This is a genomic window from Scytonema sp. NUACC21 (genome assembly GCF_054684315.1).
This window is the reverse complement of the sequence record NZ_BAAFZH010000048.1, coordinates 13,515-34,861: the sequence shown is the minus strand read 5'-3', so window position 1 is coordinate 34,861 and position 21,347 is coordinate 13,515. Positions and strand designations below refer to the sequence as shown.

General features: G+C 42.8%; 18 protein-coding genes and 3 pseudogenes. 11 read left to right on the top strand and 10 right to left on the bottom strand.

Features of this window, described 5'->3' with window-relative positions:
* The first annotated feature begins 278 nt into the window (after positions 1-278).
* Complete coding sequence (locus ACYRY3_RS06190; protein WP_460200836.1) at positions 279-1,736, top strand: protein adenylyltransferase SelO; 1,458 nt, start codon at positions 279-281, stop codon at positions 1,734-1,736.
* 134 nt (positions 1,737-1,870) lie between these two features.
* On the opposite strand, the gene ACYRY3_RS06185 is transcribed toward ACYRY3_RS06190, so the two are convergent.
* Both ACYRY3_RS06185 and ACYRY3_RS06180 read right to left on the bottom strand, forming a co-directional pair.
* Positions 1,871-2,938: a glycerate kinase gene (locus ACYRY3_RS06185; protein ID WP_460200835.1), complete on the bottom strand. Its 1,068-nt coding sequence runs from the start codon at positions 2,936-2,938 to the stop codon at positions 1,871-1,873.
* 118 nt (positions 2,939-3,056) lie between these two features.
* Complete coding sequence (locus ACYRY3_RS06180) at positions 3,057-3,389, bottom strand: DUF565 domain-containing protein (RefSeq protein ID WP_460200834.1); 333 nt, start codon at positions 3,387-3,389, stop codon at positions 3,057-3,059.
* Between the two features lie 306 nt (positions 3,390-3,695).
* On the opposite strand from ACYRY3_RS06180, the gene ACYRY3_RS06175 reads away from it, so the two are divergent.
* Complete coding sequence (locus ACYRY3_RS06175; protein WP_460200833.1) at positions 3,696-4,310, top strand: hypothetical protein; 615 nt, start codon at positions 3,696-3,698, stop codon at positions 4,308-4,310.
* An 86-nt stretch (positions 4,311-4,396) separates the two neighbouring features.
* On the opposite strand, the gene ACYRY3_RS06170 is transcribed toward ACYRY3_RS06175, so the two are convergent.
* The 3 genes from ACYRY3_RS06170 to ACYRY3_RS06160 all read right to left on the bottom strand — a co-directional run bounded on the left by ACYRY3_RS06170 (position 4,397) and on the right by ACYRY3_RS06160 (position 8,103).
* The gene (locus tag ACYRY3_RS06170) at positions 4,397-4,987 is read right to left on the bottom strand and encodes an SRPBCC family protein (RefSeq protein WP_460200832.1); all 591 of its coding nucleotides are present in this window, start codon (positions 4,985-4,987) and stop codon (positions 4,397-4,399) included.
* Positions 4,988-4,997: 10 nt separating this feature from the next.
* Positions 4,998-7,013, bottom strand: a complete 2,016-nt coding sequence (locus tag ACYRY3_RS06165; protein ID WP_460200831.1) for a sensor histidine kinase — start codon at positions 7,011-7,013, stop codon at positions 4,998-5,000.
* A gap of 751 nt (positions 7,014-7,764) precedes the next feature.
* Positions 7,765-8,103: a ribbon-helix-helix domain-containing protein gene (locus ACYRY3_RS06160; RefSeq protein ID WP_460200849.1), complete on the bottom strand. Its 339-nt coding sequence runs from the start codon at positions 8,101-8,103 to the stop codon at positions 7,765-7,767.
* Positions 8,104-8,194: 91 nt separating this feature from the next.
* Here ACYRY3_RS06160 and ACYRY3_RS06155 point away from each other — a divergent pair, with 91 nt between their 5' ends.
* From ACYRY3_RS06155 to ACYRY3_RS06145, 3 genes are all read left to right on the top strand, one after another.
* The gene (locus ACYRY3_RS06155) at positions 8,195-8,440 is read left to right on the top strand and encodes a hypothetical protein (RefSeq protein ID WP_460200830.1); all 246 of its coding nucleotides are present in this window, start codon (positions 8,195-8,197) and stop codon (positions 8,438-8,440) included.
* A gap of 90 nt (positions 8,441-8,530) precedes the next feature.
* Positions 8,531-9,049, top strand: a complete 519-nt coding sequence (locus ACYRY3_RS06150; RefSeq protein WP_460200829.1) for an HNH endonuclease — start codon at positions 8,531-8,533, stop codon at positions 9,047-9,049.
* Positions 9,050-9,066: 17 nt separating this feature from the next.
* On the top strand, positions 9,067-9,456 hold the full coding sequence (locus tag ACYRY3_RS06145; protein WP_460200828.1) for an alr0857 family protein: 390 nt from the start codon (positions 9,067-9,069) through the stop codon (positions 9,454-9,456).
* A 428-nt stretch (positions 9,457-9,884) separates the two neighbouring features.
* Here ACYRY3_RS06145 and ACYRY3_RS06140 read toward each other — a convergent pair.
* The 3 genes and pseudogenes from ACYRY3_RS06140 to ACYRY3_RS06130 form a co-directional block, all read right to left on the bottom strand.
* Positions 9,885-10,506 (bottom strand): annotated as a pseudogene (locus tag ACYRY3_RS06140) (IS1634 family transposase); the annotation flags it as partial.
* Positions 10,507-10,855: 349 nt separating this feature from the next.
* Positions 10,856-11,095, bottom strand: a complete 240-nt coding sequence (locus tag ACYRY3_RS06135; protein WP_460200827.1) for a hypothetical protein — start codon at positions 11,093-11,095, stop codon at positions 10,856-10,858.
* 258 nt (positions 11,096-11,353) lie between these two features.
* Positions 11,354-12,176: pseudogene (locus ACYRY3_RS06130) on the bottom strand (IS982 family transposase); the annotation flags it as partial.
* Between ACYRY3_RS06130 and ACYRY3_RS06125 the strand changes: the two are divergent.
* From ACYRY3_RS06125 to ACYRY3_RS06105, 5 genes are all read left to right on the top strand, one after another.
* Positions 12,161-13,069, top strand: coding sequence for a hypothetical protein (locus ACYRY3_RS06125; protein WP_460200826.1), 909 nt, complete (start codon positions 12,161-12,163; stop codon positions 13,067-13,069). The pseudogene ACYRY3_RS06130 and the gene ACYRY3_RS06125 sit on opposite strands and share 16 nt — an antisense overlap.
* A gap of 192 nt (positions 13,070-13,261) precedes the next feature.
* Positions 13,262-14,419 (top strand): 3'-5' exonuclease, encoded by a 1,158-nt coding sequence (locus ACYRY3_RS06120; protein WP_460200825.1) that lies wholly within the window; start codon positions 13,262-13,264, stop codon positions 14,417-14,419.
* A complete protein-coding gene (locus ACYRY3_RS06115) occupies positions 14,364-14,564 on the top strand; it encodes a DNA polymerase domain-containing protein (protein WP_460200824.1) in 201 nt (66 codons plus the stop codon). The genes ACYRY3_RS06120 and ACYRY3_RS06115 overlap by 56 nt, the downstream gene beginning before the upstream one ends.
* A 545-nt stretch (positions 14,565-15,109) precedes the next feature.
* On the top strand, positions 15,110-17,467 hold the full coding sequence (locus ACYRY3_RS06110; protein ID WP_460200848.1) for a GAF domain-containing hybrid sensor histidine kinase/response regulator: 2,358 nt from the start codon (positions 15,110-15,112) through the stop codon (positions 17,465-17,467).
* An 18-nt stretch (positions 17,468-17,485) separates the two neighbouring features.
* Positions 17,486-19,753: a hybrid sensor histidine kinase/response regulator gene (locus ACYRY3_RS06105; RefSeq protein ID WP_460200823.1), complete on the top strand. Its 2,268-nt coding sequence runs from the start codon at positions 17,486-17,488 to the stop codon at positions 19,751-19,753.
* On the opposite strand, the pseudogene ACYRY3_RS06100 reads toward ACYRY3_RS06105, so the two are convergent.
* Together ACYRY3_RS06100 and ACYRY3_RS06095 are read right to left on the bottom strand one after the other, a co-directional pair.
* Positions 19,719-19,931: pseudogene (locus ACYRY3_RS06100) on the bottom strand (ABC transporter permease); the annotation flags it as partial. The gene ACYRY3_RS06105 and the pseudogene ACYRY3_RS06100 overlap by 35 nt on opposite strands.
* A gap of 103 nt (positions 19,932-20,034) precedes the next feature.
* Positions 20,035-21,054, bottom strand: coding sequence for an ABC transporter ATP-binding protein (locus tag ACYRY3_RS06095; protein WP_460200822.1), 1,020 nt, complete (start codon positions 21,052-21,054; stop codon positions 20,035-20,037).
* 118 nt (positions 21,055-21,172) lie between these two features.
* Here ACYRY3_RS06095 and ACYRY3_RS06090 point away from each other — a divergent pair, with 118 nt between their 5' ends.
* Complete coding sequence (locus ACYRY3_RS06090; protein WP_460200821.1) at positions 21,173-21,313, top strand: hypothetical protein; 141 nt, start codon at positions 21,173-21,175, stop codon at positions 21,311-21,313.
* The last annotated feature ends 34 nt before the right edge of the window (positions 21,314-21,347 follow it).

The window sequence follows — 21,347 nt, the reverse complement described above, 5'->3', positions numbered from 1 at the left end:
ATAGCATAAAGGCAATTGTTTTAAAAACGTCGTCTGATAGCGATTCTCCATAATTATGAGCTTGATTCGACCCCTGTAGTCCCCCTGCCTTTGTTTGGTACTATCAATCTTTTTGACTGGAATAGTTTGTAAAAATCAACACTTGACCCATTGAGCTTTATAATTTTGAGTTGGTGAAGTCTTGCAGAAGATAGTATTGATAAAAGAGTTAAGTTAACTTCGTTTCCGTCCATTGCCGCAATCTGGCAATATTTTACACTAATTTGCATACAAGTCTAATGACTCTAGCTGAAACAGCAAACAACAAGATTTCCGATAATCCTTTTCTCAACCTCGACTACGAACCTGCCCTTGAATCTATAGGCAATGATTATTACGACGAAGTTGTAGCAGCAGAATTTCCCCAACACATACTGCGTTGGCGTAACGATGCACTCCTCTATCGCTTCGGACTAAACCCTCAAGCCGTAACAGACGAGCATTTTATCACAGCCTTTGGCAAATTTGAGGCTAGGAAACCATTGTTGGCACTGCGTTACCACGGCTATCAATTCGGCGAATACAACCCTTTTTTGGGTGATGGTCGGGGGTTTCTCTACGGACAAGTACGCGGTACTGATGGTGAATTGTATGATTTTGGTACCAAAGGTTCCGGTAGAACTCCTTACTCCCGTGGTGGTGATGGTATGCTGACCCTAAAGGGTGGCGTGAGGGAGGTTCTTGCAGCAGAAGCACTGCATCGCATGGGGGTGAGAACCTCGCGATGCTTGAGCATGGTTGAAACAGGTTTATCTCTTTGGCGAGGTGATGAACCCTCTCCCACCCGTTCCTCAGTCATCGTGAGGATGAGCCGATCCCACATTCGATTCGGTACCTTTGAACGATTGCATTATATTCGGCGTCCAGATTTAGCCACGAAACTCTTAGATCATGTTATTAAGCAATATTACCAACATTTGGTAAATGAAAAAGAAAAGTATGCTCTGTTTTTTGCGGATTTAGTCAAAAGAACAGCAGAACTGGTAGGACAGTGGATGGCTGCGGGTTTTTGTCACGCAGTACTTAACACTGACAATATGTCAATTACGGGTGAGAGTTTTGACTATGGTCCTTACGCATTCATCCCCAGTTACGATCCGTATTTTACAGCTGCCTATTTTGACTACTATCGACGCTATTGCTATAGCCATCAACCAGGGATTTGTAAGTGGAATTTAGAAACACTTCAAGAATCATTAAAGGCTGTTATCGACCCACTAGATATGGAATGTGGATTGGCAAGTTTTGATGAGCATTACAATCGTGAATATTGCTCTTTAATGTTGAAAAAACTTGGCTTTGAGGATATAGCACACCCAGAAGCTTCTGAACTTTTGAATTTGACGCTCAAATTTTTAGAGAATAGTAAAGTTGAATATCATCGATTTTTTTATGAGATGGCTCGCACCTTTTCATCCAAATGGCGTGATGAACCTGGGCTGATTATGGTAGATTCAGACCTTGTACCAGGAGCGGGTTCATCAGAGATTTTTGATAATTGGTGCATTTTGTACCATAAGATATTGAACAGCTTGTCTCTAGAACAAATGAATGTCATTGCCCAGACTTTGGTTCACCACAATCCCAAAACTGTCATACTTAGACCAGTAATTGAATCAATTTGGGAACCGATTGTTCAGGAAGATAATTGGCAACCCTTCTACGAGCTTCTTAACCGCATACAGTCAGGAGATTAAATTAACAATACACTTTAGAGGGCGAACAGCCGTATGCCTACCTTGGTCGGCACGCACTTGTGTTCGCCCTTACAACAATCTGTACCTCCTCCGCGTTGCAATCTGCTGTAATTTCTATCGCTTCTAACCTCTCCTTATAAAGGGGAGGAAGTTGGATTTCTTGTTCCCCCTTTGGACAAGAAAAAAATAGTGCGATCGCGATTCATTTCAATGACGAAATCAACTGAGGATGGATATTTAACTAATGGTTCAATAAATAATTTTGGGTGAAGAGAACGCCAAAAATAGTAAACAAACTGCTCGACCTCTTGTTCTGTCATACCCGACTTACCAGCCGCAATCATCTGCCGTTCTGCTTGTTTGCGCCATTCCAGAGAAAGGTGATAGTCTTCGGGATACAGCACAATTAAGCTATCCAATTTTTCCCACAATGGAAGATAACTTTTGAGATGGCTATTCATATCACGAGCAAATGCTCTATCCTCTTCTGTCACAATTGGCGGTGGTGCGGAATTAAATAGAGCGGGATCGATAGGTTTGACCCCAACAAACCAACCTTCAAACAGAACAATATCGACATCTTCCACAATTTCCGGGGAAGTTCGATCGCCAGCACCTGCATGGAGAGATTTATCAAAGCGAGGGACAGCAACTGGGCTTGTAGAATTACAAATTTGCTCAAGCACAGTTAACCCTAGTTCTACATCATGGGTTCCTGGGGGACCGCGCCAAATTAAACGTGGATCTTGTTGTCTTAATTGCAAGCGATCGCTATAACTTTTATACAAGTCATCTAAAGACAAGCTGAGACAGCGGTAGCCTAACTGTTTAATAATCAAGGAAAGCACGCCGCACATAGTCGTTTTACCCGTTCCTTGTCCTCCCAAAATACCTTGTATAAAAGGACGCCCCTTTTGTTGGCGAAATGATGCGAGTTGTATAGCCAACGGAAGCCATAAATGCCACAAGACTTTTAACACAGCTTTGGGTTTCACGTGCTGCTGTGTCTGGCAAAATTTCTCAAAGTCTGGTATAATAGATGGCAGGATATCCGAACGAGTTTCTATTACTTCTCTCACATTTTCCCGTGCGATCCCAAAAGCCTTTGCTCTTTGTGTATCAACTAGCTCTGCGTCTTCTGCCAGCTGCCAAGTTTGCTCGGTGACTTCCCCTATCAAAATCTGGCTCAACCAGTTAGTCATATGAAGTATGAAGTATGAAGGATAAAGTAAACCTTATTAATAAATTGAGACGTTTCTATCAATCTACCTACCTACCTACCTCTTTTTCATCCTTTATCCTTCATCCTTTATCCTTTTATTAAGATCCTAGCTTAAAGGCTTCTAGAAACAGGCTGTATATCAGACCCACTTTGAGGATGTTGAGTGCTTCCACCCAAAGTGCTTGTCGCTCTTGTACGGAACGACCGTAAAATATTCTGCTGCCGATTTCTGTCAAAGCCACTAAAACCGCAGCGACCCCAATGTCCCATTCGGCGGTCTGTCCGGCTGTTGTAGAAATTGCACTTCCCAGAAAAAAACCGAACAACCAACTGATAATCAGTACAGACCAACGCCGCCAAGGGTTGAAAACCCATTGCCTCAAGCGCCCAGAGACATTACTTAATAAGTTGTTAAGACGCGTGTTTTGCATTACTGGAACTTATAGATATCAAGAAATCATCATATATTCCTACATAGGGGATATGCGGCATAGCAACAGGCTTGCTTAAATAGTATTATGGGTTTCTATTTGGTTTTCGGCGAACACAAATATCTATACATTTCTTCATTTTGGGGAGTCACAGGATTGCTGTTGCACTCATAATGTTACATATGATACGTTTCACCCCCAAATTCCAAGAGAACCCATGTTGGGCAACTGTTCTTAGATTGCCCGTGTAACTAGTAAGCGGTTACTTAAGCTGAAACAAATTACTTATTAGTAAATTATATTACTATGAAACCGTCAGTGTCTCCTCACGCTGTTCTGGTCGCGTCTTCATTGGGACTGCTCCTGCTGCCCATGGGATGCCAAACATTGAGCGTATCTTTTGAGCCAACCGGGCTAGAAAAATCTTCGCCATCAGTAGAAAGGACATTAGAGACGCGCAGCCCTGCGTCCTCTTCTGTTTCTACCTCATCCAGTTCGGTACCTCCCTCAAATTTAATAGATAACAGCAGTAAAGAAGCTCTCAGTACCGTTGTGGCATACGATCGCGAGAACAATGGGAAGAAAGCGGCAATTCCCGGAAGTTTGCGGATGAGTAATAAAACCAATCAACCAGTACGTCTAGCCCTACTTTCACGACGTTCCTTGGGGAAAGGAACTTCTTCTCAAGAAGCCAACGACGCCATACCCGCACATTGGGATTTTGCTCCTCAAGAAGGTACTGAAAAAGGGCTGATTCTGGCTTTGCCTAACGGGAATTTGAAACTGGAAAAAGGGGATATTTTAGTTGCTTTTGCACAAGATGGTTCCCGTCGCTATTGGGGACCCTACGTTGTTGGGGAAACTTCCTTCCCTAATTGGAATTCTCAAAGCAAAGAATGGCAACTTGTTCTAAATCAATAGTCATTTGTCCCCCCTGGGGGTATTAACTAAATCATAAAGCAAAAGCAAAAAGCTAAAATTCGATTTTAGCTTTTTACTATTTAATATTAGCTTGATGTTGTCTCTACACGCCGACCGATAGCGGCAAGATTTAGGCGCATATCATTGCTAAGACGGCGTTCAATGAGCCCGACTGGCATAGTGCGCTTGGGCCAAACCTTGACAGTGTAGCACAGTCGAGTTCCCCTACCTTCGCCAAGGACATAAGGCTCTAATTGCCAATTACCTGAAAAGTCTTTGAAATCTCCCTCCACCATGCGGAAATTAATTTCCTTGGGGAAGTACTCCTCAACATCCAGAACAACACGGGCACAAAAGTTAATGTTGAGAAATTTTTGAGAGCCTACTTGTTCTAGACGAATACCTCCGTTTGGGTGCTCTAGCAAACGACTTTTGCTCAGGTTAGGAACGAAGTCAGGTAAGGCTTCATAATCTGTCAGCACTTTCCAAACTTTTTCCACACAATGGGGGATTTGGAGTTGAGCAGTGATTTGCCGGACTCGTTCTGCTATTTTCTCGATTTGAACGTCTACAGCCTGCAAAACAGCTGCAGCATCACTATCCAAGTTTAGTTCTTGGATAGTGTCGTTGCTAATTCCTAAATCAAGTTCTTCTGGGATGTTATGTTCTTCAGTCACTTTCACCAAATTATGATTCGCTATCGTTAGAAAATTGGGACAAAGTTAGAGTAAAGCAAATTTCACTCAGGCTAGAACCCCCAATTGGTGTGCTTTCTACGCCGATCGCACCACCTAAGTGCTGTACCAAAGACTTGACCAACGCAAGCCCCAAGCCAGTACCGGGAGTCCATCTTCCTTTACCCCGACGGAACTTATCGAAGATGTAAGCGGCTTCTTCTTCAGAAATGCCACGTCCAACGTTAGTCACCTTAATAATAACTCGATCGACTTGTTGCTCCACTTCATGGGTTGCTTGCACCCTGACAACGGTGTCAGGTTCCGAGTATTTACAGGTGTTGGTTAACAACTCTTGCAGAAGGCGGTCAAAACTCTCGATTTCTGTTTGTACTGAGAGGGTTTCTTCTGGCAAATCTAAGGCTATACTTAATCCTTTGTCTGTAAGTTTTTTCTCGAAAGATGCAGCTATATCCTGAATTTTTGTATTTAAATCTACAGTTTCTAATTGCGGGCGTTCTTGGTCGTTCTCTAGCTTTTGGAGTGTCAGCAAATCATTAATTAAGTTAATTTCCTTGTTACACTCTTCTTCCAGAATATCTAGATATCTCACCTGACGATCTGGCCCGATTCCAGGTTGGCGCAACATACGCAGTGCCATACGCATATTTGTTAATGGGTAGCGCAGGCGATCGCTCAGATTACTCAAAAATTCATCTTTGAGTTCGTTGAGTTCCCGCAGTTGATCGACGTATTGCCGAGTTCTTTCATGAAGTTTTGCTTGTAGTTCCAAACTACTTTGCAGTTTTGCCGTGCGTTCATCTACCAGCGTTTGTACTTGCCGCAAAGTTTGATTTTGGATTATGGAATTGCTCAATTGGGCACAGACCATTTCCAATATATTAAGTTCTGATGAGTGCCAATTCCGAGATGCTGATTGCTGTAGTGCCATAAATCCTAAGACTTTACCTTGGATCTCTAATGGCATTAATAGCATTGAGGGTAGGTCTTCCAGTGCAAATACTGGGGCAATTCTTGAGGTATCTCTTATATCTGTATTGTCATTAATAATGACTGGTTTTCCGGAATTAGCAAAGGCACGCTGGCATAAACCACAATCAGAAAGATAGAAGGAGTTTTCCGATGTGTCTAATTTAGCCAGGGGACTTTCTTTTTCCCTGCACCATTCACCCACAATGTTAGCTTTTGCCTTGGGGATTTGGTTTTTCGGATTATTTCTGATATATAGTGGATCTGTATATTTTAGCAGAATCAACAGACCGCGCTCGGCACCTAGAGTCTCGGCAGTGGATGCAAGTGCTAACTGGAGCATTTGATTTAATTCCCAGTTGCTACGACTGAGTATTGTCAGTTGCTTAATTAGGTTTTGATGCTGGGCACAAGTTTGCAGGTACTTTTGCTGGTTGGCAATTTGCTGTGCTTGGGTCACCTGAGAAAAGGCTATGGCGCAAGAAGATTCTATAGACTTTAGCAGTTGTTTTTCTGCTTCACTCCATTTATAAGGCTGTGATTTTATGAGGCTAATAACACCATTATTCTTGCCACCAAATCTGGTGGGGATTGCCAAAACAGCTTTTGCAAGCGGCAAGTATTGACATCCAATGACAAGACTTTTTTGAATTGTCGCAATATCTTCAATAGTTAACGGTTCAGAAGCACATTCCATCACTGGTAAGTCCAACTGTTCCATTGCCACAAATACGTCTTCGGAGTGAGGTAATTCTGAGTACCCTTGCGCGTACCAATTAGCACTCATTGTTTCATCTGATGTCTCACTGGGTTCTATAACCAGGCAACAGCAATCCACCTGAAACGCAGCTCCTAGAGCTTGGGCAATTTCTTGCAGCATCATTGTCGGAGCCGAGTTATTAGCAATGATTTGATTAAGTTTTTGCGCCAACTTGAGGGCGGGTTCTTCCTGATGCTGCATCAGCTTTCCATGCGGATATTGATTCTGTCGTGTTACATCATCGGGTCGCTTTGGCGACGATGATAAAGGCTTGTTCATTCCTAGCACACTCTTGGACATTGACCCCATTTTTTTGTACAAAATTTCCTAGCACATCATTTACCCATCGCTCTGCTGCTGCACCCTAACGGACTTCAAATCTTTCTTTCACCTGTTATAGCCCTTTTCTCTATTCAGATGACCAAAACTCCAGTTTCTTAAACGAATTTGTAAATAAGTCAAAAATATGAAAAATATATTAAGATGCCTCAGCAAAATAATTGTTGGCTATGGTGTACCTCGTTAGTTTGCTAACTTGCAATTAGAATATCTCGCTTGTAAGTATATATAAACCGTAATTTCTCTATATTTAGGGCTGAAACTCCTTAAAATACTTCCGCGCTAACACTGAGGTCAAAATTTTAGTTAACGTAATATTTTATTCACACTTTCCCAAGTGAGGACAATGTCTTTGTTCCTGACTATATGAAATGAAAGCTTGGCACTGCAAAGCTTTGTGGAATTTCTTATGGTTACTTTCTACTGAGCCAAACACCTTTTTCCAGTGTTTTTGTCTCAGTCTCAACCCTTTACAGTTTCTTTATTTTTCTGGAAACTAAAATATATCTTTATTCTATTGCTGTTTTAACAAAAACTACAACTTTACGACTCCAAAGAAAATGTTTCGGCAAAATGATATAATTAATTTATAGTTTTTTTTAAAAAAATTAGTTTCTCTTATAAAATTTCAATTCAGCCCAGTTGTGTTCTTGTGAGGCAACAACTGGGCTGGGTTTAATCGAACAAAAGTTTAATCTGCTGCCAAACTTTCGACACTCAGAGGAACCATTTCGCCATTTCTTGTCAGTCCTAATAACATCGGTTGTTTCGCTTGTATCAATTGGCCCGTAAGCACACAGCGTTCTTCTTGTTGTGCTGTGGCTGATATACTTGCCCGAATATCAGCTCGCGAAAATCTGGGCTTCCACTCACCTGATTTCTGCTGGACATAATTCCAAAGGATATCTCGGATTAAAGCTTGATATCCCTGAGTGCCAGCTAGTTCTTTAAGCTTATCTTTGAGTTCCCGCTCCAAACGGATGCTGGTAACTTCCATATCGGTGGTTGGGGTGCGAGCGATTGTATGCATCATTTTTTCTCCTTTTTCTCCTCAAAGTATGGACAGGATAGTAATACAAGTGTAGTATGTTTAAAGGAATGTTCAATAGGTGAAATTTTCTGTGATATCCATTTACCCCATCTCAATCTCTACTTCCTCGCGTGTTTCCAACTGCCGATTTAGTTGGGAATCAGCCGCTGTGGGAGTGGAGTATTTACGTATGGGGAGTAATAGTCACCCAAATAAATGGCAACACACAGAGGGCGATCGTGATTCAAGATATGCCAGCATTGGTGTACTGTATGCAGCACCAAAACTAGACAAAGAAAGCGGGAGGTACAGCTACAAAGCAACTGTACCGATATAAGACCAGAATACACAAGAAGAAAATGGTCAAATTTCCAACCCCCGCTTCCAACACAAAAGAAGTGGGGGTTTGTTAATGAGGAGTCAAGCCGTGACGAGCGCAATGCAACTTCTAGAGCAATCCGTGGTGGTGTTTTCCCAAAATTACTTGCCACTGTGTCGGGTAAATATCAAGCGGGCGATTGTGCTGCTACTGACAGAAAAGGCAGAGCCATTAAACCTTTCCAAACAAAGGAGATGGCAAGTTCATTCTCCAAGCTTGGTACTTTACCTACCAAAACACATTCGCTTAAAAAGTGCCAATATTGAGCGGATGTGGAAGGTTCCCCCCGTGAACCGTCGAGAGGTTTTGCGGCGAGACCACCACAGTTGCCAGTATTGCGGTGGCAATCAACATTTAACGCTGGATCGCGTCCTTCCCCGTTCTAGAGGCGGTCGTCATACTTGGGAAAACGTGGTTGCTGCTTGTGAACGGTGTAACTCCCTCCAAGGAGACCGCACACCCCAAGAGGCTGGCATGCAACTTCGTACTAAGCCGAAAGCACCTGTTTATCCAACTATTTCTTTTGCAGAACAGTTTTGGATGGACGTGCAAGCAAACCTGGAATAACAGGAGAGCCGTAAGGAATGCTGAAATTAACATACACCGAATCGAGCTTTTACATGGAGTGTCTGGCTCAATCGCTGGAAGAGTGGGTGGCGCAGCGAGTTATTCTCGCATTGCGAGTTGGTCAATGTCTGTGCGTTGAACCCAGCACTGCTTCCTTTTTGCTTCCTGTTGATTTACCAGGAGTCGAGGTGCTCAAGGCTCTTGTTGTCCGCGAGGACAGTGAAATCATTGCTCTGTGCTTTTGTGATAGTGAGTATATGGAAATCACTTTGCAAGGTTCTTGGCTATCTGATGGTTCTGAGGATGCAGATGGCGTTTTTGTCACTGCCATGAGCGATCGCTGTGAATTTTTCTTGCACAAACTTTGGCAACAAGCTCAACAAAGGACTTCTGTCATGAGTGAGTAAATCCTTTGTCATTGGTCATTGGACACAGACTTTTACTGGTGGCTGAAGGTTGCCGAACTTTTGAGTGACAATACTGTACGTTCGCTCATTTTTGAAGGGAGAGAGGAATTAATACCCGACTGGGTAAGGGAAAAATCTAATTCGGATCTAATTGTAGGGGTACCATGTAATACTTGGGGGAAGCGTTGGGAGATTAACGATGTATTACACGGGAAAACTTATTTGCCTTTTTCCATGTATTACATGGAAAAGGGGAGTTCACGTAAGAGAGTGCTATATGAACACGGTCTTATTCGTGTAATACATGGAGAAAAGTGCTTTCAAAGCGTCCTTAAAGTGTAATACACGGTGAGACTGATGTCGAAATGGAACATTCAATTAGATAATTGCTTGTCAACAAGTGCTAATTTTACAGAGGGAAGATGTAATTAGGTCGAGCGTAGCACTCCTTCAACCTGATAAAGGGATTCAGGCATTTTCATTAAAGAAAGAATTTGTTTTTGAAGCTCGTTAATTGGGGTGATGAAGATGGTAGAATCAGGCAGAAAGTAGAGAGTTAAATTACAAAAAGCCTTAAGCATTTTCTCAGCAGATGGGCGCGAAGTTTTTCGCTTTGGATTGCCATCATAAAGACCGGATAAGGATTGTTGAGTTTCTATCAGTGCTTGCCTCACCACAAATTCCATCAGGGTAAACACCCGCAACGCCAGGTTTAACAAGAACATTAAGCCAGTGATTCGGTCAGTATGCGTGAAAGTAAATGGGTAGGGCAGGCAAAGAACCCCTTTTAAAACGATGAAAACCACGCTCCAAGAGCCATTCATCCCGATAATACATCACCGCAAGTGGTAAACTTAGCTGGCTAAGAGAGGCATTAGTGACATACAATCGCCATCCTGCCAAAGTTTCTGCCTCCTTAATCGCAGTATCAATCTGCTGGATATGAAGTTGAAGACAAATACCTGTCAGTTCCTCAGTTGGAGAGTTTTTTGATGGTCGTCCCCGTCCAACATAACGAGTTTGTCTAGTGATCTCTTCTGTAATTAACGTGAGTTCGACGGAGCTAAAAACGTAGAAAGCATACTGTATAAAGTATTGAGCGTATGTACTGTATGTTTACTCAGCTATGGTGAAGGGTGAGAGGAATTAATGCCTAACAGGGCAAGGAAAAACCGACGTTGAGGATGAGATTGTGCTGAGATCGTGTAAGACGCTTAGAAGGGGGCAAGGGAAATAACGGTGTAATACACGGCAGGGGCGATAAGCGCTCTTTCAGCTTGCGCCGAAGCGATCGCGCAGTTCCGTGTATGACATTGGAAAGGAATTCACTCGCTGTGGTGTTACATGAAGACAGGTGATGCCGTGTAATACAGGTTACAGCAGCACAATTAAGTTGGCTCTACGGTGTAATACACGGTAGGGGCTTCAACATGACTGTGATTCGGTGTATGACACCGTAAGTTGAACGCGCTGATAGGTGAAGGGTAGAATGTAACTTTGGAGCAATGCGATGAGCGTTTCTATGGAGCCAATGAGTGAGCGATGCGGAAGCCGCCGCTGCGCGATCGCTTCGGTGCAAGCTGAAAGAGCGCTTATCGCCACCACTTGAAAAGCCAGTCCGAAAAAATATTTCTGACACTGCGTATTACGAATTGGGGCATGTTTACGATCGATAGCTACCATGTATTACACGACGGTAACACCTGATTTCCCCGATTCCATGTAATACACGCTCCCCTCGGCTTCTTTCACCAAGTATTACACCGTGATGTTTTAGCCCACATTCCGCCCCCTCAACTGTCACACCGGCAAAAATAGTACATAAGAACTATAGAAGAAGTATGATGTCTGAAGAATATTGAGAATATATGGTAAATGTGATCTGAGTTCGACGGGTCTAAAAAATAGCAGGAGGTAGTGCAGGCAAATCTTTCGGATAAATATTAATAGATGGTTTTTTCGGTAAATAGCAGTATGCCGCGCTCACCAGCCATTAAATTAACCAGAAAGTTAAATGGACTCCGATGACGGGAGTGTTCTATTTGACACACATTTTTCAGATAGTCATTAACCGACTCAATTACCGCACGTTTGCGTAAAAGAATTTTGTCAATCAGTTTGACCAAACGATTTTTCATTTTCTTCTTAGACTTTGTGATTAGTTGTAAACCTCGCTCATACAATTCCTCAAATAATTTTTGTGAAATATACCCTCTGTCTCCAAAAAGCTTACCAATTAAATCTTTAGTTAGATCTGGAACTGGTTGACGGTCGTCAACATTCGCAGGAGTTAGCTTAAATGCAAGTAGTTCCCCACGGTCATTAATAATCAAATGAAGTTTAAATCCAAAGTGCCAGCCAACAGAATTTTTTCCCCATGTTACTAATCCTTTAAAAACCTGATGAGAATGGGCGCGGCAGTTATGACAAACATCAATTGGGGTCGAGTCGATGAAACTAATTCCTGTAATTTCTCCTGTCAACGTATGTAAAAAACAAGACAATAGCATTAAGCACCAAGGCATGAGTTCCACAAATCTGGTATAACTGACCAAGTTTGGAAATGCCGAGCGCCAGCCTGGTAGCACGTGTAATGTATAAAATTCCTTAAAAGTCTTATAACCACTACCATGAAATGCGATGACTATTGTCATCACCTCTGATAAGTGCATCCTGGATTGAGAACGACGTTCCCCTTTAGTGGATGGTAACTGCGGCACAGAATGCCCAGTCTTGGCAAACACTCCTCAAAACCATCGAAAACCCTCCCCGCTATGTTGTCTTCATCTTCTGCACAACTGAGATACACAAAGTTCCAGAAACAATTGTATCTCGCTGTCAAAAGTTCGATTTTAGGAGGGTCAAACAAGAAACACTTGTCCAGTATCTCTCAGAAGTTGCCCAAAAAGAAAATATCAACATTAACGCCTCTGCTATTCAGGCAATTGTCAAATCTTGCGGCGGCTTCCTTCGTGACTGTCTTGTGTTGCTCGACCAATTGACTAACTTGGGAGTCGATGAAATTACGCCGAATTGGGTTTGGGAATTAGCAGGCGTTGTTCCCGAACACGACCTACTTACCCTAACCGAACATCTTGCCAAAGGGGAATTCACAAATAGCCTCCAAATCTTACACAACTTAATCGAGTGTGGCAAAAACCCGTTCGTCATCTACTCCAGCTTGACTGACTTTCTCAAAAATCTGCTAGTTGCTAAAATCAATCCCGCTAGTAACTGCATGACTCAACTTGAAGAAGACACTTGGAAAGAACTGGTGACGATTGCTCAAATGTGGGAATCAACCCAAATTCAATCAAGCATTGCTCTATTGATGTCACGACAAAACCTGATGCGCGACTCTGAAGCAGCTCAACTTTGGTTGGAAGCAACCTTGATTGAATTGAGCAATCTCAAGAAAACAAAACAACCCTGGTCCCGGTGGCGTACTATTCAAGATGCACTAAATTGGGGACAGGAACAACTTCCACACCTATCCCAATCTGAACTTGAACAGCATTGGAACAGTCTGACTCCCGTTCAAGGGAAGAAAGCAGGAGCATGGGTAGAACTAGTATACAAATTGCAATTGGAATCTCAATTCCAAACAGCCTAACTTAGAAAAGAGGGTAGGGGGGCGTTACTCCTTTCTCACTCAAAGATTACCTATTTAAATAGAACCGTAAAGACACGTATAGCCCTGCGGGCATAGCCTGCGGCATCGCGAAGCGGGCAGACGTTGGAGGCATAGAGCGCAAAGAAAGAGGAAAAGAAAATCGGTAGTCATATAGCGGGAAGGAGTAGTCAAATGAGTTACAACCACAGAGACTTTGTCAGAAAATCTGGTAATCAAATCATCGTTAATGAAGAAAAACTTGACATATTCTGGGAAGATACTACCGCAATACCTGAGTGGAAACCGACAACAAATATTGTCCCATACTCTCATCTCAAAACTCTCGTCATCGATGTAGAAACAGCAGGGATAAACCCACGAGAAAACCGCATTTACGCTATCGGCTGTATGAGCGAGACAGGAAAGATTGCCATATTTATGGATGAAGCTGAAAGCCAAATCCTCGTCTCGTTTCTCAAACATTTAGAGGCAAGCAAACCAGATGTAATTTATACTTATAATGGAACAGAATTTGACCTACCTTTTATCATCAGCCGTTGCAAGTTACATGGCATTGCTCATCCATTTACAATTGCATCAAAAAAGCACACAATCCGAACTGCTCAAGTACATGGCGAGCCATTGGAAATTCAAGAAGTCTTTATACGCAACTGTCAACACGTAGATATCTATATCTGCGTTCTCAGATGGGATTTTGTTGCCAAGGAACTTACCAACGGAAGGTCGCTCAAACAAGTGGTTCTGGAAATGGGATTGCGTTCTCAACCGCGATTAATCCTCCCCTACGACGAAATTCTCTCCTGTTGGAAAGTCGGTTCTAGTAGCAGGGAATGGCAGAAAATCAAGGAGTACCTCATCTACGACTTGGAAGATACCCAACTTATTGCCAATAGGTTAGTACCTTCATACTACTACGAAGCATTGATTGTGCCAGGGATGAACCTCCAGCAATTAGCCCTCACTGGTAACGGTACGAAGTGGACTCGAATATTCGAGTATTACTATCCCGGACACAAACCCAAACCCGATCGCAAGTACAAATTCCAAGGAGGGATAGCCTACTCTATTCCAGGGTTATACAAAAAGGTTGGATACATCGATATCAGTTCCATGTATCCTAGAACCATATTATCGAAAGGAATTGTTTCTCGCAAGGACACAAAGCGAATCGGGTTAAGCATTCTGCAATATTTAGTCAATGAGAAATCAAGACTCGAACGACTTGCTGAAGCGTGGAGATATCGTTGCCAAACAGAGAAGAGAATCTGTCAAAGTGCTAGCCAATTCCCAATTTGGTTTCTTTGGGACATCTCAACTGACCTTCAATGACATGGAAGCAGCAGCCCTGGTGACAGCTTATGGTAGACGTATCCTACAGTTCATGATTGAAGTCATTAACAACAGCGGTGCAACTCCTATAGAAGTTGACACAGATGGAGTCTTCTTCACTCATCCGAACCCAGAAGAAGTATAAGTAGAACGAGGTGAAAAAACCAAACTATGTAAAGAGGCATAGCCCTACCTACGATCGGGATTAGCTTTTTGGGCTTTGATTTTTGCAATAAGGTGATGGTGCAAGATATGAGGGAAGTCGAATTTTAAGAATGGGTTACTTACTAGATACCCGTGTAATTAGCGATTTTGTTAAGGGAGAAGAAGAACTAAATTCCAGCCAATAAGCTGGTGCTTTTGAATATGAGAATTCTCCTGACTTTTCAGGATATGTGAAAAAGTTTACAAACAATCAAACGTTTAAACCAAAAATTCAAAGTCTCTCTCCTTATAGGAGAGAGATTTAGAGAGAGGTTTTTCAACTACCGTACTTTATGACTGTGAGCAGTTACTTTAAATGAGCTTACTAAAAATTACGTAATTTGAAGTTGAATTAAGTCATTAGTACATGGGCAATAAACTTGAAAGAAATTAAATGTTATTGCCACACGTCAAACAGGAGGATAACTTGTGATTGATGAGGTGAAGACGGCTAACCCGGAAGATTGCCTCGTGGGCGGTGGGGAGATGGGTGCGCTGATGCGATCGCTTGATTGGTCAAAAACCCTTGTGGGTCCGGTCAATAGTTGGCCCCAGAGCTTGCGTACCGCTGTTAGTATCCTCCTAGCCTCGCGCTTTCCGATGCTGATTCATTGGGGTCCGGAATTAGTTCAATTCTACAACGACGGATTCCGTCCCATCCTCGGTGACCTCAAGCACCCTGGAGCATTGGGACAGCCAGCCTATCCTTGGTGGACGGAAATCTGGGACGTTCTCACTCCCATGTTCGAGCGGGTCTTGGCAGGTGAAGGCACCTGGTATGAAAATCAGTTAATCCTCCCGAACCGCAACGGGTATATCGAGGAGACATACTTCACCTTCTCCCACAGCCCCATCCGTGACGAGTCGGGTCGTGTAGTCGGCATTTTCCAGGCGGTTACCGAAACGACAGAACGAGTCATAGATGAACGACGCCTGCGGACGCTTCACGATTTGGTAACCAACACCGCAACAGCGCAACTGACGGAAGAAGCTTGTCGAATTGCCACAGAGACTTTAAGCCAGAACGCCGCCGATATTCCCTTTGCTCTACTTTACCTATTAAATGAGGATAGGACACAAGCACATTTAGCAGGAACAACCGGTCTCGAACCAGGTACACCAGCCAGCCCTCTGACGATTGACCTTAATACTCAAGAGAAACCGGGAATTTGGTCTTTAGCAAGAGTAGCAACTACCGGACAAATCGAACAAGCGGACAATTTAGTGGCTGAATTTGGTTCCTTACCCGGTGGTCTTTGGCCGGAGTCCCCCTCTACGGCGCTTGTTCTGCCAGTGGCACAGCCTGGAGTGACACTGCCTGCAGGTGTTTTAGTCGTTGGTATTAGCCCCCGCCGTGCGTTAAACGACACCTATCGCAGATTTTTAAGCTTAGTTGCAGGTCAGATAGCAACAGCGATCGCCAACACCCGCGCCTTAGAGATGGAACGCAAACGGGCTGAAGCGTTAGCGGAACTTGACCGAGCCAAAAGCCAGTTTTTGGCTAACATGAGCCACGAACTTCGCACTCCACTTAATGGGATTTTGGGTTACGCTCAAATCCTGAAAAAAGGCAAAACACTCACAGACCATCAAAAGAACGGTCTGAGCGTTATTTATCAATGCGGCGAACACCTGCTCCACTTGATTAATGATGTTTTAGACATCTCAAAAATTGAAGCTAGGAAAATGGAACTTTATGTCAAAAATTTTCATTTTCCTGAATTTCTAGAAGCCATTGCTGAAATTTGCCGCATTCGTGCCGAACAAAAAGGTATAGAGTTGATTTACGAAACTCTAACCCCTATACCCAAAGCCATACGAGCAGATGAAAAGCGGTTGCGGCAAATTTTAATTAACTTACTTGGAAATGCAGTTAAATTTACAGAACAAGGTTATGTGACTTTCAAAGTTGGCTATCATCAAGAAAGGTTTCGATTTCAAGTAGAAGATACAGGAATTGGCATTGCTCCAGAAAAATTAGAAGAAATATTTTTACCATTTCAACAAGTAGGTGAGAAGAGCCGCGAGACTGAAGGAACGGGATTAGGACTGACAATTAGCCGTCAATTAGTTGAGTTAATGGGTGGCGAATTGAAGGTAGAAAGTGCATTAGGAAAAGGAAGTGTTTTTTGGTTGGATTTAGATTTAACTGAAGTTGAATGGACTGATGTTGCTTATATTGCGGAAAACAATATCATTGGTTACAAAGGCTTAAAGCGAAAAGTTTTGGTGGTAGATGATAAGTGGGCAAACCGTTCCGTGTTGGTCAATATGCTAGAGCCTTTAGGGTTTGAAGTTTTAGAAGCTAATGACGGATTGGACGGTTTAAACAAAGCCTGTCAGTTTAAGCCAGATGTCATTTGTATGGATTTAGTGATGCCCGTAATGGATGGCTTTGAAGCTACCCGTCGCCTCAGGATGATGCCAGAGTTGGAAGGGGTGGTAGTAATTGCCATCTCAGCCAGCGTTTTTGATTTCGACCACCAACAAAGTCGCGAAGTTGGTTGCGACAGTTTTCTCCCCAAGCCAGTCCGCGAAGCAGATCTTCTAGAAAAACTACAAGCTCACTTGGGACTGGAATGGGTTTATGAAGAGAACTCCTATGGGCATACCGCGACTGTACCCCTAACCACTCAAGACCCTTTTGTGGTTCCACCTGCACGGGAAGTTGCGGCTTTACTCGATCTAGCAATGAGGGGAGACCTTAAAGGCATTATTCAGGAAACCACAAGACTTGAGGAGTTGAATCAGCAATGGGTACCGTTTGCCATGCACCTGCGTCAACTGGCGAAAGGTTTTAAAGGAAAACAAATTCGGGAATTTTTAAAAAATCTTAAGGCTTAAAAATATTAAGAGGTTTAAATGAATTTTAATAATACTGAAAAAGGTGTCATCTTAATCGTCGATGACACCCCTAGTAATTTACAGATGTTGTTCGATTTTTTAGAAGATTCTGGTTTTAAAGTTGTGGTGGCGGAAGATGGTGAAAGTGCGCTTGAGATGGCAGAATATGCTCCTCCAGACTTGATTTTGTTAGATGTACTTATGCCGGAAATGGACGGTTTTGAAACTTGCCGTCGCTTGAAAACCAATCAAACCACTCAAGATATTCCTGTTATTTTCTTGACTGCAATAACTGATAAGGTGGATAAGGTCAAAGGATTAAAACTTGGGGCAGTAGATTACATCACTAAGCCCTTAGAGCATGAAGAAGTTTTAGCTCGTGTCAATATCCATTTGCGCCTGCAAAACCTTACGAAAAGACTTACGGAGCAAAATCAGCTTCTGGAGGTGGAGATTTTTGAGCGCCAGCGGATAGAGGATGAACTCCGACGCCAAACAGATGAATTAACCGAGTGGAAAAATCGCCATGAAGCACTCATTCAAGCGAGCGGTCAGATACTCTATGACTGGAACCCTCATACTCATGAGATTACCTATGGGGGCAACTTAGAACAGATATTAGGTTATACCCTACAGACAATGTCAGGAAATTTAAACCGCTGGCAAGAACTCGTTCATCCTGAAGATAAAAACCTATTTAATCAAGAAATTAACCAAGTTTTATCCACAAAAAAGCCATTTTATCTAGAATATCGCGTCCGTCGCAAAGATGGCAATTACATCACTGTTGAGGATAAAGGGTACTTTTTTTTAGACAGTGCAGGCAATATTGCTCGTATGGTTGGTTTTATTATTGATATTAGCGAGCGTAAGCAAGCAGAAGAGGAGCGCGAGCAAGCAGCACAGAAAATTCGCGAACAAGCGAAGCTGCTTGATATTACGACAGATGCGATTCTCGTGCGAGACTTAGATAATCAAATCCAATTGTTGGACAACCCAATCCGATTTTGGAACAAAGGGGCTGAACGTGTGTATGGTTGGAAAGCAACAGAAGCACTCGGCAAGAATGCTAATGAGCTTTTATACAACAACAAAACCATCTCTCAACTCCAAGATATTCAAATAAGTTTGATTGAGTCTGGTTCATGGCAAGGTGAGTTACACCAACTGACTAAGGAAGGTAAGGAAATTATTGTTGCAAGCCGTTGGACTTTAGTCCGCGATAAAGATGGGCAACCAGTATCTATTCTTACGGTTAACACTGATATTACCGAGAAAAAACAACTTGAAACACAGTTTCTCCGAGTTCAGCGCCTAGAGAGTATCGGTACTTTGGCAAGCGGTATTGCTCATGACCTCAACAATACCCTGACACCAATGCTTCTGAGCGTGCAACTTTTGGAAAGAAAACTTTTGGATGAACAAAGCCAGCAGTGGCTTTCGATTGTTAAAACAAATATACAACGTGGGGCAAATTTGGTAAAACAAGTCCTGTCATTTGCACGCGGTGTTGACGGTGAGCGTACATCCTTACAGGTAGAGGAGATTATCTCAGAAATTGAGCATATTATTAAACAAACATTTCCCAAATTCATTGAAGTTCGCACCAATGTCACAGGACACAACCTTTGGGCGATCGCAAGCAATGCAACTCAACTGCACCAAGTCCTGATGAATCTTTGCATTAATGCTCGTGATGCTATGCCTAATGGTGGTATCCTCGAAATTTCCGCCAAAAATATTTGGATTGATTCTCATTATGCCCGAATGAATATTGAGGCTAAGGAGGGTTTATACGTTGTCATTACAGTATCCGATACAGGATGTGGGATGGAAAAAGAAGTCCTTGAGCGAATTTTTGAACCATTTTTTACAACAAAAGAAGTAGGCAAAGGTACAGGTCTTGGTCTTTCTACTGTCATGGGCATTGTGAAAAGTCACGGTGGTTTTGTCAACGTTGTTAGTGAGGTCGGAAAGGGAACGGAGTTTCAGGTATACTTAAGAGCGACGCTAACAAATCACACAGATGGTTGCTTCAAACATTATGAAGAATTATCGGTTGGGTTGGGACAGATGATTCTCTTTGTTGATGACGAAGATTCTATTTGTGAGGTGACTAAAACTATGCTGGAAACCTATGGATATAAGGTTTTAATTGCTAAGGATGGAATTGAGGCAGTGGCGCTGTATGCCCAATATCAAAAAGACATTAGTGTTGTGTTAATTGATATGATGATGCCGTCTATGGATGGCCAAACAGTACCAACCACATCACTGGCTGAATAATTCCTGCAACCAAGGTTGAGGGACGCCGCTGTAACTGGATAAATAAGCGACGAGTTAAAGCTAGCGTTTCTTGCACAAATTCAGCAACCACACCGGCAGAAGTCTCAGTGTAAGGCTGGGGCGATACAACTTGCTGCCAATTGATATCTGATTTTGGAGGTAAAACAGTACCACTCATAATGATTTTGGATTTGTTAGTAGTTAATGGTTAGTCGTTAGTGGTTGGTGGTTAGTGGTGGAAAGCGAACAACTCATCACTAACCAACAATCACTAACTCAATTCATCTCATATTTTGTTTCTTCTCAGCTTTTGGATCGCGACTCGCCACAGCTGCGAGTTCCGCATCCATCAGGGTTCTTCCTGTCGCTGCTAGGTAGACATCATCTAAACTGGGTCGGGACTGGGCTAGACCAAAAATCGGTAACCCAGAGGAATTTAGAGATTGCTGAATCCTAATTAATGCATCTTGCTGTGGTGTGACAACTAGGTTTAAAGAGTTCCCTTGAGCGCTATTGATAATCACTTCTTGAACAAAAGGCAGGGATTTCAGTAAATCTTTGGCTTTCTGTGCTTCCTCAATTGGTGAAAACTCGCGGATTCTTAAAGTGATGCGATCTCCTCCCACTTTATCTTTTAACTCTGAAGGTGTTCCAGTCGCAATCACCACACCACGGTCAATAATTGCCACCCTATCGGCTAACGCGTCAATTTCTTCTAAATAATGGCTGGTAATCACTACCGTTGTTCCTGCTTGGCGTAACTTTCGCAGGAAATCCCAAACTACGAAACGGCTTTCAATATCCAGCCCTACTGTTGGCTCATCCAAAACCAAAACATCTGGTGCATGGAGTAATCCAGCTGCCAAATCCAGGCGTTTGCGTAACCCCCCCGAGTAAGTACCGGTCTTTTTATTGGCGTATTCTTGCAACCCCAGTAAATCCAGTACCGTATCCACTCGTTGCTTTGCCACTGAACCAGGGAGGTGATAAAGTGCTGCTTGTAGTTGCAGGAGTTCTCTTCCTGTCAGTACCTTATCTAATGCAACTTCTTGAGCAACATAGCCCAATCGCTTCCTTGCGAGTTTGGGATTATCCAATACAGAGATACCAGAAACTTCAATTTTCCCAGCATCTGGTGTGGTGAGAGTACACAAAGAACGCAAGGTGGTTGTTTTCCCCGCACCATTAGGACCGAGCAAACCAAAAATCTCGCCCGGTTCTACCTTAAAGGAAACATCCTTCACAGCGACGACCGTGCCGTAGCTTTTTTTTAAATTTTCAATTAAAACGGCAGGAGCCATGACAGCTTGTCCTAACTATACAATTCTCAACAATTACTATCTTTATTGTAGTTGAGTGCTGTTAGAGTAAGCGAAGACACTATTTTTCTTAAAAAGTTTTTGTGTTACTATAAATATAATGGAAAAAGCTTGCCCAGATATTGCCACAAAACTTTGGCGATCGCGTGCTAATATTGAGTTGCTAGTCGGGCAATCTCTCGAATGGAAACTTCGACTAGCTATGAGTAGCTTTGTATCGGTCTTATGTAACGGAACCTAGCCGAGAAAAACATTTTTACTCACCCATTGCATGG